Here is a 12,205-nt window from a genome sequence, read left to right on the forward strand (position 1 = left end):
TAGGGCGGAAGAGTTTAGATTGAATAATCCTGTTGGTTTTTAACATACTAAACTTGTTCACATCATTGATGAAACGAGGAGGGAAATAAAATGCAAAATCAAAATCAACAAGGTCAAGTACACCAGAACATGCAAACGGGTGCTATTCCCCCACAAATGAATCACGGTGGTCACGAAGTATTCGATGTACATGAAGTGTTGTCGGGAGCGATTGGAACTTTAAATACGTATATGCTTTTGCGTCAGCATGTACAGGACCAGGAATTGAAGGACATTCTTGATCGTCAATACCAATTCATCCAAGATGAATATAATATTTCATTGGAGTGCTTCCAAACAGGCCAGGATCCTTCTAAACCAACCCAGAGCTACAAAATGAATCAAGGAAATGATTTTATATATGGATTGACACCAACCCAGCCAAAGAAACCTTTGCAATCCGTGTCGGAAATTACAGATGAATGCATTTCAGGCTTGATGCTTGGAGCTGTTAAGTCTGCTGCATCTATGAAAGCGATGGCTGCGCTTGAAATAACGAATCCGGTGGTTCGCCGCGTATTTGCAGATTCCGTTCCAAACTGCATTGAAATGGCATATGAGATTTCGTTATATCAAAACAAACATCATTACTACCAAGTCCCACAGCTTGCACAGCAGGATATGCAACAAATGATGAATTCATATGCACCCGCACAAGGAAATAACAACATAAGTCATTAAAGGCATGCATTAAATGACATGGTTTTGCCATGAAAGCAAATGGATTCCTTTTTCAAAAACATAAAGAAGGGGTAGGACAAATTGTCCTACCCCTTCTTTATTATTGTTTCATCTGATTTATTTCCTGGATGCTTTCCTGGACGAGGGTAACAGCTTGACTCATGGTTGCCCCTCCGCCAAATGCTGCGGTCACTCCAATGGCTTCAAGAATTTCTTGTTCTGTGCAGCCTTGATCAAGACATCCTTTAGTATGATAGATAATACAGTATTCATCTTGCGAATATAAGCTTATTCCTAGTGCGATAAGCTGTTTCTCTTTCTTGGATAATTGACCTTCTTTGAAGCACTCTTCCGTAAATGAATTGAATTTCTCAGCAAGGTCGGGCATTTTATGCGTAAAGACACCGATACCAGCTTTATAATCACGAAGAGCATTTTCAGTAGAATTATTGGCTTCAAATTCCATTTTATATTCAGCTCCATCCTAAATTTTTTCATCAAAAATTAGTATGAGCTAAACAATGAACGATTAAACCGAAATACAGGAGTTTACAGAAGGAATCATTGAAAGTTCACTGCTACAAGGCAAGTGCTCCCTTAGGACGGGTGGCCTTGAACCATTGATAGCAAAGGATGCAAATAAGTGCAAGGTCAATGGCATTACGAGGTTCATTCTGCATAGTCAACATCCAATTAACACCAAAATATTTTGTCCAGCAATCGGGCCATTTAATTGAATAAGGTGTATTAATAAATATACTTATGCCGACATTATGAAAGGTGCAGGGGTACCAGAAGCCTATCTTCCTATGCTCGTAAACACGCAAAAAGGTATTGGAGATGGTGGATTAGAGATAAAAAGTAACGATTTAGAAAAATTACTTGGTCGCCCTGGTACACCAATAAACGAAGCTTTGAGCCAAGTTATTAGTCAAAGCTCTCAAACAGGAAATTAAGTTTAATCAAAAAAATGACCTTCTCATATATAATGGAGGTCATTTTTTATATAAAAGGACTAGGAGGCTTTACTTCTGAAGAATGTGAAATAATGTACTGACAACAAAGTTGTATAAAAACAATAAAGTCGTTTAAAAACAAATAAAGATATTTAAAATTTGAGAGTAAAATAATCATACGCTTATAAATTGGATTTCTGTCACTCTCTAGAAGCGGATATCATTCTGGATTTCATCGGTGCTACTTACTGGGAGAAAAACCTTAAAAGCATAAAGATTGATGGAAGATGGATACTGATAGACATTCAAGGTGGAACTGTAGTCGAGAAGGTAATTTGATGGAACGTCTATTAAAAAGAGTTAACGGAAGAATTCGCTACAAAGGCCATGCCGTTCTTCCTCCAAAATGAAATCAGGGCAATCGTGGATCGTGTCTTCCCTTTTGAAGAAATAAAAAGGGCGCATGAACATATGGAAGCCAATAAGAACTTAGGTAAAATCATTTTACGGGTGAATGAATAAAGAGAGCTGCTTGGTGAGTGAATGGAGAAGGTTGCCCAAGAAAGCAACATTATGGGCGAATGAAATAAGGCCAAGGTATAATGAACATATACAGAGTCAGGATACTCTTCATTGGTGTCTGACTTAAGGGGGTATCGTAATGAATGAACTGAATGCATTATTCAGGAAAAGAATTGGGCTTCCGGACGATGAGAAGCTGACATTTGCTGAATTAGATGAAATTCTTGATAAGACAGCGAAAACCATTCCTTTTGAAAACTTATCAATCATGGCATCCCAGTTGAGTGATATCAATAAAGAGAATATCATGAACAAAATCCTTGTGAGGAATGAGGGTGGATTATGCTATGAATTGAATTCAGCCCTTTACTTTTTCCTGATGGAAAATGATTTTGATGTATTCTTGGTTCGGGGTGTCATCTATAAACAAGGGTGGATGACCATAGGAAGGACACATGTCACCATTCTTTTGAAACATGAGGACCAAACATATTTAGTCGATACGGGATTTGGTGGGAATCTGCCTTTAAAACCAGTTCCGTTGAACGAAGAAACGGTCATTTCTCAAAATGGTGAATTCAGGATAAAAAAAGAAAATACCGACCATGGGGATTATATCCTTGAATTAAAGTTGAAACATAAAGACCCCGATTGGAAAATCGGGTATGCATTCGATTCTTCAAAACCCGTAGAAAATGTAGTGGAACTTAATGAGATCCAAACGATCATCAGTGAAAATCCCCAATCGCCATTTAATAAGCATCCATTAATCACCCGTCTGACAAACGGCGGGAACATCACTTTAACTGATACATCCTTTACACAGTGGGACAATGGGAAAGTGACGAAAGAAGAAATAGATGGAACACGATTTAAAGAGTTAATGAAACAACACTTCGATAGATAAGAGAAACGGTCTGAATATCAAAGGCGTGCTTGACAGTCTTTTTATGATTAGTATGTTCACTTTCACGGGACTTCATTGATATGAAAGACGATCTATTTTTACTGAAAGCAGGACAAGTGTCAGTCCTTGTTGAATTAGTAGTTGAAAAGAGGCTGATGAAAATGAGTAATGCAAAATATAAATTTTATTATGTGAACGGTGAGACAGAAGAGTTAGAGACGAATGAACAACATTCTGATGAAGCGAATAGTATCCTGAAATTGCAATTAATCCAAAATGCGACGTGGCTGCAAGCCGGTGGCAAACATATCAATTTGGCTAATGTAATTAGTATTGAATATACAGGAGAAAAAGGTAATCGTAAATCGGAGTCGATCAAGTTCAGACCTAATAAGTAAAAAACATCCACTATGGATGTTTTTCCCGTTTATAGATTCGGATTCAGAGGGGTGAAAAGGATATGGATAGGAAGAATCGGTTGGTTTTTACTAGATCAAATGCTGGTACTAAACGAAAATTCGATGAAGCAATCACCATTTTGGAATATAGCGTAATGCTAGTTGAATTCTTTGAATTAGAAGAATTCAACAATATAATTGCCGGACAGTTAATGCTGATTCTATGTGAGACAAAAAATACTCGTATAAAACGGGAAAAGGTCACCATTGACCATTCCTTAATAAAGAAAATCAATCCTAACCCGAAATTGTATCCCATAAAAGATTCCATTCAAATAAGCATTGCTGATATTCCCGAAGACCTCTTCGATTACTCTAAACAGAGGATTGAGCTAAAGCTTTGGAGAAATCAAATTATCTATAAAACCATTATCGAAGGGAAAATCCATGAAATAAAAATCATTGATTTTATAAAGGAAACAGCTAATAAGATCGGCGGGGCGCAAGCTGAATCAAGTCTCCCTAATAATTCCATCATCCCAGATGAGCATACCAAAATCTTATTAAGGGGTATAGCGAAAGGGTTATTCAAATCCATCGGCAGGGATTATAAAGAGCAAACTTCTATGAACCTCTCACATATCATACAAAAAATCGAGGAATCAAAAGGGGGCTCGTAATTAATCCTACTGATGATGGGATTGTTCCGAGTCAGCCATTTAAGTTGTGCGTATGCGGATAAATAAAACCCTAAGCAATTTAGCTTAATAAAACGAAAGGCGATTTTTCTATTTGCGATAGAAAAGTTCGTCTTTTTTTCTTTCCTTTAATTTGCCATCTCATAAGTCATGCAGGATCAACGCTATCAGATCACATTCATATAAGGGCAAGACTAATCATAAAGTATGTCTGGCTCATTTTTTTAATCTCGAGTGTACTCCACAATTTCTGCATATTTAATTGGTAAGGTGGGTTTAACTCGTAAAGGAGGTTTTATCCATGATGAAAAAAAGAACTTTATCAGTATTAACAGCCCTATTTTTAGCCCTCGGTGCTTGTTCCAACAGCGATGATCCAAACAAAGAAAATAAAGTAGAAAAGCAACATGGTGAAATGGACATGAACCATTCTGGATCAGGAGATGTTCCTAAAGGATTAAAAGCTGCAGAAAATCCAACTTATGAGGTTGGAAGTCAAGCGATTATCGAATCAGGTCATATGGAAAGCATGAAGGGGGCAAAAGCAACAATAGTGGGTGCCTATGATACGACTGCTTATGCAATTTCGTATACGTCTACAACTGGCGGAGAAAAGGTGGAAAATCATAAATGGATCATTCAGGAAGAGATCAAAGATGCAGGTGAAAAAACGTATGAACCCGGAGCGGAGGTTACAGTAAATGCCTCTCATATGGAAGGGATGAACGGGGCAGTCGCTGAAATTGAATCTGCTGAAAGAACGACTGTTTACATGGTTGATTTCACTCCGACTACTGGAGGAGAAAAAGTGAAGAATCATAAATGGGTAACGGAAAGTGAATTATCAGCGTCTGAATGATTTAGCATCATATTGCACTTGCCTTCAATTCATAAGAAGAAAAAAGGAATGGAAAACAAACCCATTCCTTTTTTTGTTGATATGTTTTCTTGAAAATTGTAGGATTGTGAAATTTTAGTATCTGTTAATATAGAATAATAAGTTCTTAAATATAAGGAATGGTGGTGCAGGTATGGTAACTGGATTATATATTAGACCTTTTATGGAAAATGATTATACAGCGATGATCAACTATTGTTTACCTATAGAACAAGCAATCTATACTTCTTTACCTTTGAAAGTTATCGAAGACTTCAGGAAGGATAAATATAACCTCCCCATGGTCATATATTTAAATGAGGATTTGATTGGTTGTTTTGCCTTATATACGGATAAAGCGGGAAATAAATTTACAAGTAATGAGAATGCCATTCTTCTAAAATCATTCTCCTTGGATTCACGCCATCAGAAAAAGGGGCTAGCTTTTAAGGCTTTAAAATTGTTACCTGAAATGATTAAACTAAGTCACCCTAATAAAAATGAGAATATTCTAACTGTGCATCATTCGAATATTCCAGCGATAAATTTATATAAAAAGGCTGGATTTGTTGATAGGGGACACAGATTTAAAGGGGAAGAAGGGGAGGAATTAATTTTCCACCTCGCTCTGGATGAAGGGAACTTTAGATAAACTTCTGGTAGGTACCATTAATCTATTGTCATGAAATAGGTTTGTTACTGCTTCACATATGTTTACCAAGTTATGTAAAGCCTTTCCCCCAACGAGGTGACATCAATAGCCGTCGGAAAAATCCATGTGGTTCATCAAATAACCAGAATTCCATAAATTTCTTCAGACGGTATATGGATAAAAGATGAAAGTTTCGTAGAGATGTCATGAACATAAATCCCGCAATCTAGCAATATGTTCGTATGTTTATTTAATAAAACCGGTATTTGTCTACTTTCACTTTGGCCAATAAACATCGTTTGATTTCTAACTGCCAAACCGCGGGTATAACCAAGGCATTTAAAAACATCTTCCTCATTTCTTTTTACTAGGAATTCACCTGAAACACAATAATACATTTTATCATCATAATGCAGTACACTGTGAGGTTGAAGTAATTTATCATAACAAACCTTAACCACTTTTCTTTCCTGTAAAGAATATTCTAGAATCACACCTTTGTGGATTGTTTTATTAGGGAAATAACTTGCGAAAGAGAGCAAATTTTTCCTTGGAGGATTTGAAAACATTGATACATATAACTTATCATTTACTATATACAAATCATTGACGTGACAAACATCGTCATTTTCAGGTGAAAATCTAATTTCATCAATTCTTTCCAAATTGTTTTCCAAATTATAAATACCAATTGAGTTAGTTTTGGTTTCAATAATATAAGCTTTATCATTATCTATTGCTATACCATGTAAATCTAATTTAGTAGATAAAGCTTTATTCTTTATAACCTTTAAGTTTTCATCCAAAATAAAGATTCCGTGAGAATTTGAAAGTACGACAAAAGAGCTGCCGTATTTTGTAATACCTGTGCATCCAACATTTAAAACCTTTTTTATTTCATATTCTTGGTGTTTAAATTGGACTAAATAAAGACCACCTTTATGATTGCAGCATGAAATTAATAATTTACAATCATCTATGGGTATCATATAATGTCGCAACTCCTTTTTTGGACAATTCCTTTTCTTATATAGTATGAATTTTTTTTGTAATGGTATAGTCAAGCTATAGATGATAATAGCGGATTTTTTAATAGCACCATCTAGATAAATGTTGTTTGGAAAACATAATAGTGTGGTCGAAATTATTATTTAAGATGGGTGGACTTTTTATTTTTGCTCTTAACTTGTGTATCTGCATATTAATTTTGCGATTTTTTTCCCTAAATCCTTCAACGTCCGATTTACCTCTCCCCGTAAATTTCTGACGCCTTAACCCACAATGTGATCGCTTGTTATTCCTCAGATTCACCTCAATCTCTTCTTTCCGTTGTTAAACAGAGAATAGGTATTTAAAAGATGTTCTGTGTTTAAAAATTAGGTGTTTTTTATTTATTTTTGCCCATTCCAATAAGTCTTAGGTTCATAAGATAACGTAATGTTTTTTATGAAAAGGAGTGTGCAAAATTGGGTAAAGATAAAAAGTGTCCGGAGTGCGGACATAGACAGTGTAAATGTGACAAAAAAAAATGTCCGGATTGTGGACAGAGACAATGTAAATGTGTCAAAAAAAAATGTCCGGAGTGCGGACATAGACAATGTAGATGCTCATCTAAACAAGTACAAAAGGTAAAGCAAAAAGTGAAAGTGAATGTAAATCGTAATCAAGGCGCACAAGGACCACAAGGACCACAAGGTACTCAAGGACCTCAAGGCACTCAAGGACCTCAAGGCACTCAAGGGCCTCAAGGCACTCAAGGGCCTCAAGGCACTCAAGGGCCTCAAGGCACTCAAGGTACTCAAGGCGCTCAAGGTACTCAAGGGCCTCAAGGGTTCCAAGGACCTCAAGGAATCCAAGGACCTCAAGGAATCCAAGGACCTCAAGGAATCCAAGGACCTCAAGGGTTCCAAGGGCCTCAAGGAATCCAAGGACCTCAAGGAATTCAAGGACCTCAAGGCATCCAAGGACCTCAAGGGTTCCAAGGGCCTCAAGGAATCCAAGGACCTCAAGGAGTTCAAGGAATTCAAGGACCTCAAGGACCTCAAGGCATTCAAGGACCTCAAGGATTCCAAGGACCTCAAGGAGTTCAAGGAATTCAAGGACCTCAAGGCATTCAAGGACCTCAAGGATTCCAAGGAGTTCAAGGATTCCAAGGGCCTCAAGGAATCCAAGGACCTCAAGGAGTTCAAGGACCTCAAGGAATCCAAGGACCTCAAGGGTTCCAAGGACCTCAAGGCATTCAAGGACCTCAAGGATTCCAAGGACCTCAAGGAGTTCAAGGAGTTCAAGGAGTTCAAGGAGTTCAAGGACCTCAAGGAATCCAAGGAGTTCAAGGATTCCAAGGGCCTCAAGGATTCCAAGGACCTCAAGGAGTTCAAGGAGTTCAAGGACCTCAAGGATTCCAAGGACCTCAAGGAGTTCAAGGCATTCAAGGACCTCAAGGATTCCAAGGACCTCAAGGGTTCCAAGGACCTCAAGGAGTTCAAGGAGTTCAAGGCATTCAAGGACCTCAAGGATTCCAAGGACCTCAAGGAGTTCAAGGCATTCAAGGGCCTCAAGGATTCCAAGGACCTCAAGGCATTCAAGGGCCTCAAGGAATCCAAGGACCTCAAGGGTTCCAAGGACCTCAAGGGTTCCAAGGAGTTCAAGGATTCCAAGGACCTCAAGGATTCCAAGGACCTCAAGGAGTTGGACCGCTGATCACTTCAAATTTTGCTGTAATCGACGGGGGATTTGAACCGGCTCCGATTCCTCCAGGAGGATCCGTGCCGTTTAACATGGAGCCAGTTATTAGCGGGACATTGATCCATCAAACGCCGCCTTCGCCAGACATCTTTCTTGCAGGTGGACATAGCTATCTGGTCAATTGGGAAGCATCGGAAATAACAATAACACAACCACAATCTTCATCAATACAATTCATATTGACATTGAACGGCACCGAAATCCAATTCAGCTTTGTTTCAGCTGCTCCGAATTCGCCAGTTGGTATCCATACGTCAGGGACGATGATTGTTACCACCCCGCCGGGACCGGATAGCGTGCTGAATCTGGTTAATACTTCTATGTTCCCAATAAATAACCTAGGAGTAACGTTCACAATCGTAGCGATCACTTAACCTGGATTTTCATCTGCACTTGGTATAGATATTTCGCTCTTGATAGAAAGAACCGACATGGGGAGCACTAGAAGCTTGGCTAGCGGCTCCCCTCTTCGGATTCGACATTCCTTCAAGGGTTCAAAAGCCAGCGGCAATCCTAATCTTTCCTGAACTCTTGCTAACGTAGGCCCGTGCAGCATGCCGGGGTATACGATAAATCGCCCGTCTTGCATTTCGATTGGTTGTATTAGGATGAAATGATTCACTGGAATTTCTATGCTCCAGCCTTGCCTCCATTCAAATGTTCCTTCTCCATTCGGAAGCAACATCGGATAATATAATCCGTCGTACTCGTACTCGTGGATTTTATACCAACCAGCGGGGGAAAGGCCGATCATGACTTCTTGTTTTTGTACCCAATCCTCCATTGGAACCATATGCTTGAGACGGGCAAACTCTGTTAGATTCTTAGTGGAAGTTTGAATTTCTTTTACGGGCTGGATATCAATGTCGATAGGGCAGTGAATGGTCCAGCCCAATTCCTTCGCCATCCGGTAGGGCCAACATACGCCTTTGACGCGCTTCGTTTTGATCCATCTAGAACTGTCATCAGGCCACCTTGGATCTACCATTTTTTCTTTAGCAGGCAGTATTGCAAAGTCCAGCAGCTGATTGAACTTTATACTGGGCATAGGCTATCTCCTTTCTTAGACCTATCATTCGTAATGAATCTATGCACTGGGGCAAGAATTTATGATTAACATGTATTATGAACAGCTCGTACAGCAATCCGCAATCGTCCGCCATTTACTTGGTAACAATTACCAAAATCCTGTTGATACAAATCCTGAACTCCTCCAAAGCGATGTTCAGCTTCAGCACAATGAAGTACTGGAAAAATAGGCTAATCGAAAATACAAACAACCAGCCGGAGTCTTACTTTCTGGCTAGTTATTTGTAAGCCCCATTCAAACAACGCATACAAACGTGCAGCATCTCCTGGTACGATCAAGGTATCAATTTAAGGATGTTCTTTTCTTATGCCACCACAAAAATTAACCATTGTCCCCGTTACGCTCCATCCAGATAGCAAGAGTTCTTTTACATCCACTTCATCAAAAGATTCTTCCACAAGCATTTGCACGATCAAAACGGCAAACGTTGAATATCTTTCTATGACGGCGTAGATGAGCCGTTATACAAACGGTCATTAGGGAGTTGGAAAATCTTTGAAATGCGATTATACAAGGTGAAAAATATCTACATCATTTGCGGAAAAACCGATATGCGAAAAGGCATTGGTGGGCTTGCCACAATGATTCAAGAGCTTGATACGTATAGATTCGATTTTCTTGTTTTCTGGATGGAGTAAAGACCGTTATAAATGTTTATAATTTTGACGGTGATGGCTTCGCCATGCTTTGGGCAATAATGATCCAGTCAGCATGTAAGCGGTATATTCGATTGAAAAAAATGTGATATACGGCTATTTGTCATGCGTACTGGTAGGTACGCTATTTTTTATAATTCGGGCTTACGGTTTACATGCCATCCTTTCTTCGTGAAAATACTGATAATTCGCTCAATCCCATGTCATTACTGAAATAAAGGGTACGGTTTTGTCCATTTCCTTTACAAAAACCTATAAAAGTTCATAAAAACTTTACTTTTATTTACAGATTTCTCATATTGATGTCAATATTCAGTAATACATGTTTGTTATAATCGATTAACGGTTTTAAAAAGTGATTGGAAAAGGGTCTTCCAAAAATCTTTCATTTCCCAGATGAGTAAGCAGGCTGATTGAAGATGACTTGACAGTAGGAGTGAACAAAAATGGAGCAATCTATAAATCTAAATGAGCTTACATTTAGTGAAAAAGATAGATATATAATCATTACGAATGCTTATCCACATGAAGATCAGTTATATCGGAATGGGTTCATCCATCGAAGAGTCAAGGCTTATCTGGATGAGGGTTTGAAGGTTGATGTCTTTGTTTTACATCCTGCCTATAAAAAAGCAGAAAAGTATACGTATGAAGATGTGCCTGTTTACCGAGGAACTGAACAACATCTGCGCATTTTCTTAAATCATAAGGTACATAAAAAAGCGCTCATTCATTTTGTTAATCCAAAAATGGTACAAGCGATAAAAGAAGCGAACAAAGATTTACCGATTATCACCTGGATACATGGATTTGAAACGGAGGCATGGCATAGAAGATGGTTTAATTTTCTTGAAAGCCCTGAAAGCTTACGGAAGATACTTGAAATGTCGGACGACTATTATGTAGCACAGCTTTCTTTTATGAATTGGTTTTATCAAACGAATGAATTGGATACAACCTTTGTTCATATTTCCAAATGGTTTAAAGAACATATAGCGGAATGTGACGCAAGGGCAGAATCGAAAAATTCAGTAATCATTCCCAATGTAATAGATGACAATCTGTTCGCCTTTATAGAAAAGCCAGTTGAAATGCGGACAAAAGTCCTTTCAATCAGGCCGTACGCTTCAAGAAAATATGCAAATGATTTATCGGTGAAAGCAGTGCTGGAACTATCAAAGAGACCATGCTTCGATAAATTAGAATTTGCTTTTTATGGTGATGGAAAATTGTTCGATCAAACCGTTGAGCCAATCCGGAATTTTGAGAATGTAACTATTCATAAAGGTTTCATATCTCAAGAGCGAATCGCTGCATTACATAAGGAGTTTGGAATTTTCCTTTGCCCAACCCGTTTGGACTCTCAAGGTGTTTCAATGTGCGAGGCCATGTCCAGTGGGCTAGTGCCGATTTCAACAGATATTACGGCAATTCCAGAATTCGTTAAACACGACGTTTCTGGCCTTCTTACAAAACCTGAGTCCCCTATCGATATTGCGGATGCAATAGAGCGTTTATATTACAACACGGACGTATTTTTAAGAGTGTCAAAACAAGCATCTCAGTCTATTCGGGATAAATGCGCCGTAGATGTTGTTATTAAAAGAGAATTGGAGCTTATCCAAGGTTAATGGAGGGGGGGGTTTTTCAATATGGACGAACGAAACGAATATTGGAAAACTATGTATGAGGAACTTGAATTACAAATGAAAGACATGATGTCCATGACATTGGAGCTCATAGAGAGCAATAACGCTGAAAAGCAAAACATTATTGAGAACGTTACAAAAGAAAATAATATGCTGCAAGAAGAATTAGAAAAAAGTAAGATGGCCCAAAAAGAAAATATTAAGCTTAACAAAGAGATACGAAGACTTAAGTTATTAGAACATAAATTCAACGTTACATATGCAGGGAAATTTACGTTAAAATATCTTGCACTTAAATCATCTATTAAAGAACAAATAAAAAAATAAAAATTCAT

17 protein-coding genes are annotated in these 12,205 nt (G+C 38.2%); 14 read left to right on the forward strand and 3 right to left on the reverse strand.

The window, feature by feature from the left end:
- Positions 1 to 90 precede the first annotated feature (90 nt).
- A complete protein-coding gene (locus tag ACQKKK_RS17025) occupies positions 91 to 720 on the forward strand; it encodes a spore coat protein (RefSeq protein ID WP_427617525.1) in 630 nt (209 codons plus the stop codon).
- Positions 721 to 820: 100 nt separating this feature from the next.
- On the opposite strand, the gene ACQKKK_RS17030 is transcribed toward ACQKKK_RS17025, so the two are convergent.
- Positions 821 to 1,186 carry a carboxymuconolactone decarboxylase family protein gene (locus ACQKKK_RS17030; RefSeq protein WP_427617526.1) on the reverse strand — a complete coding sequence of 122 codons (366 nt, stop codon included), beginning with the start codon at positions 1,184 to 1,186 and terminating at the stop codon, positions 821 to 823.
- 307 nt (positions 1,187 to 1,493) lie between these two features.
- On the opposite strand from ACQKKK_RS17030, the gene ACQKKK_RS17035 reads away from it, so the two are divergent.
- From ACQKKK_RS17035 to ACQKKK_RS17065, 7 genes are all read left to right on the forward strand, one after another.
- The gene (locus tag ACQKKK_RS17035; RefSeq protein ID WP_427617528.1) at positions 1,494 to 1,676 is read left to right on the forward strand and encodes a hypothetical protein; all 183 of its coding nucleotides are present in this window, start codon (positions 1,494 to 1,496) and stop codon (positions 1,674 to 1,676) included.
- A 387-nt stretch (positions 1,677 to 2,063) separates the two neighbouring features.
- Positions 2,064 to 2,198, forward strand: a complete 135-nt coding sequence (locus ACQKKK_RS17040) for a zinc-binding dehydrogenase (RefSeq protein WP_427617530.1) — start codon at positions 2,064 to 2,066, stop codon at positions 2,196 to 2,198.
- 139 nt (positions 2,199 to 2,337) lie between these two features.
- Positions 2,338 to 3,105, forward strand: coding sequence for an arylamine N-acetyltransferase family protein (locus tag ACQKKK_RS17045; protein ID WP_427617532.1), 768 nt, complete (start codon positions 2,338 to 2,340; stop codon positions 3,103 to 3,105).
- 80 nt (positions 3,106 to 3,185) lie between these two features.
- Positions 3,186 to 3,503 carry a hypothetical protein gene (locus ACQKKK_RS17050; protein ID WP_427617534.1) on the forward strand — a complete coding sequence of 106 codons (318 nt, stop codon included), beginning with the start codon at positions 3,186 to 3,188 and terminating at the stop codon, positions 3,501 to 3,503.
- Between the two features lie 62 nt (positions 3,504 to 3,565).
- Positions 3,566 to 4,183: a hypothetical protein gene (locus ACQKKK_RS17055; RefSeq protein ID WP_427617536.1), complete on the forward strand. Its 618-nt coding sequence runs from the start codon at positions 3,566 to 3,568 to the stop codon at positions 4,181 to 4,183.
- A 322-nt stretch (positions 4,184 to 4,505) separates the two neighbouring features.
- On the forward strand, positions 4,506 to 5,060 hold the full coding sequence (locus ACQKKK_RS17060) for a YdhK family protein (protein ID WP_427617817.1): 555 nt from the start codon (positions 4,506 to 4,508) through the stop codon (positions 5,058 to 5,060).
- Positions 5,061 to 5,232: 172 nt separating this feature from the next.
- Positions 5,233 to 5,730 carry a GNAT family N-acetyltransferase gene (locus ACQKKK_RS17065; RefSeq protein ID WP_427617538.1) on the forward strand — a complete coding sequence of 166 codons (498 nt, stop codon included), beginning with the start codon at positions 5,233 to 5,235 and terminating at the stop codon, positions 5,728 to 5,730.
- Between the two features lie 134 nt (positions 5,731 to 5,864).
- On the opposite strand, the gene ACQKKK_RS17070 is transcribed toward ACQKKK_RS17065, so the two are convergent.
- On the reverse strand, positions 5,865 to 6,719 hold the full coding sequence (locus tag ACQKKK_RS17070; protein ID WP_427617540.1) for a DUF4915 domain-containing protein: 855 nt from the start codon (positions 6,717 to 6,719) through the stop codon (positions 5,865 to 5,867).
- A 651-nt stretch (positions 6,720 to 7,370) separates the two neighbouring features.
- Here ACQKKK_RS17070 and ACQKKK_RS17075 point away from each other — a divergent pair.
- Positions 7,371 to 8,849, forward strand: coding sequence for a hypothetical protein (locus ACQKKK_RS17075; protein ID WP_427617542.1), 1,479 nt, complete (start codon positions 7,371 to 7,373; stop codon positions 8,847 to 8,849).
- On the opposite strand, the gene ACQKKK_RS17080 is transcribed toward ACQKKK_RS17075, so the two are convergent.
- Positions 8,846 to 9,523 (reverse strand): hypothetical protein, encoded by a 678-nt coding sequence (locus ACQKKK_RS17080; protein WP_427617544.1) that lies wholly within the window; start codon positions 9,521 to 9,523, stop codon positions 8,846 to 8,848. The genes ACQKKK_RS17075 and ACQKKK_RS17080 overlap by 4 nt on opposite strands.
- A gap of 61 nt (positions 9,524 to 9,584) precedes the next feature.
- Here ACQKKK_RS17080 and ACQKKK_RS17085 point away from each other — a divergent pair, with 61 nt between their 5' ends.
- The 5 genes from ACQKKK_RS17085 to ACQKKK_RS17105 all read left to right on the forward strand — a co-directional run bounded on the left by ACQKKK_RS17085 (position 9,585) and on the right by ACQKKK_RS17105 (position 12,197).
- Entirely contained in the window at positions 9,585 to 9,734 is a 150-nt protein-coding gene (locus ACQKKK_RS17085; protein ID WP_427617546.1) for a hypothetical protein, read from the forward strand.
- Positions 9,735 to 9,871: 137 nt separating this feature from the next.
- Entirely contained in the window at positions 9,872 to 10,018 is a 147-nt protein-coding gene (locus ACQKKK_RS17090; protein ID WP_427617548.1) for a hypothetical protein, read from the forward strand.
- A 47-nt stretch (positions 10,019 to 10,065) separates the two neighbouring features.
- Positions 10,066 to 10,203, forward strand: a complete 138-nt coding sequence (gene tnpB / locus ACQKKK_RS17095) for an IS66 family insertion sequence element accessory protein TnpB (RefSeq protein ID WP_427617550.1) — start codon at positions 10,066 to 10,068, stop codon at positions 10,201 to 10,203.
- Between the two features lie 464 nt (positions 10,204 to 10,667).
- Positions 10,668 to 11,852, forward strand: coding sequence for a glycosyltransferase family 4 protein (locus ACQKKK_RS17100; RefSeq protein ID WP_427617552.1), 1,185 nt, complete (start codon positions 10,668 to 10,670; stop codon positions 11,850 to 11,852).
- Positions 11,853 to 11,873: 21 nt separating this feature from the next.
- Positions 11,874 to 12,197, forward strand: coding sequence for a hypothetical protein (locus tag ACQKKK_RS17105; RefSeq protein ID WP_427617554.1), 324 nt, complete (start codon positions 11,874 to 11,876; stop codon positions 12,195 to 12,197).
- The last annotated feature ends 8 nt before the right edge of the window (positions 12,198 to 12,205 follow it).

Source organism: Peribacillus sp. NPDC006672 (genome assembly GCF_050274955.1).
Taxonomy (GTDB): Bacteria; Bacillota; Bacilli; order Bacillales; family DSM-1321; genus Peribacillus.

Coding starts and splice junctions, on each gene's coding strand:
- ACQKKK_RS17025 (WP_427617525.1), top strand. CDS start 91: ATGCAAAATCAAAATCAACAAGGTCAAGTACACCAGAACATGCAAACG.
- ACQKKK_RS17030 (WP_427617526.1), bottom strand. CDS start 1,186: ATGGAATTTGAAGCCAATAATTCTACTGAAAATGCTCTTCGTGATTAT.
- ACQKKK_RS17035 (WP_427617528.1), top strand. CDS start 1,494: ATGAAAGGTGCAGGGGTACCAGAAGCCTATCTTCCTATGCTCGTAAAC.
- ACQKKK_RS17040 (WP_427617530.1), top strand. CDS start 2,064: ATGCCGTTCTTCCTCCAAAATGAAATCAGGGCAATCGTGGATCGTGTC.
- ACQKKK_RS17045 (WP_427617532.1), top strand. CDS start 2,338: ATGAATGAACTGAATGCATTATTCAGGAAAAGAATTGGGCTTCCGGAC.
- ACQKKK_RS17050 (WP_427617534.1), top strand. CDS start 3,186: ATGAAAGACGATCTATTTTTACTGAAAGCAGGACAAGTGTCAGTCCTT.
- ACQKKK_RS17055 (WP_427617536.1), top strand. CDS start 3,566: ATGGATAGGAAGAATCGGTTGGTTTTTACTAGATCAAATGCTGGTACT.
- ACQKKK_RS17060 (WP_427617817.1), top strand. CDS start 4,506: ATGAAAAAAAGAACTTTATCAGTATTAACAGCCCTATTTTTAGCCCTC.
- ACQKKK_RS17065 (WP_427617538.1), top strand. CDS start 5,233: ATGGTAACTGGATTATATATTAGACCTTTTATGGAAAATGATTATACA.
- ACQKKK_RS17070 (WP_427617540.1), bottom strand. CDS start 6,719: ATGATACCCATAGATGATTGTAAATTATTAATTTCATGCTGCAATCAT.
- ACQKKK_RS17080 (WP_427617544.1), bottom strand. CDS start 9,523: ATGCCCAGTATAAAGTTCAATCAGCTGCTGGACTTTGCAATACTGCCT.
- ACQKKK_RS17085 (WP_427617546.1), top strand. CDS start 9,585: ATGATTAACATGTATTATGAACAGCTCGTACAGCAATCCGCAATCGTC.
- ACQKKK_RS17090 (WP_427617548.1), top strand. CDS start 9,872: ATGCCACCACAAAAATTAACCATTGTCCCCGTTACGCTCCATCCAGAT.
- tnpB (WP_427617550.1), top strand. CDS start 10,066: ATGCGATTATACAAGGTGAAAAATATCTACATCATTTGCGGAAAAACC.
- ACQKKK_RS17100 (WP_427617552.1), top strand. CDS start 10,668: ATGGAGCAATCTATAAATCTAAATGAGCTTACATTTAGTGAAAAAGAT.
- ACQKKK_RS17105 (WP_427617554.1), top strand. CDS start 11,874: ATGGACGAACGAAACGAATATTGGAAAACTATGTATGAGGAACTTGAA.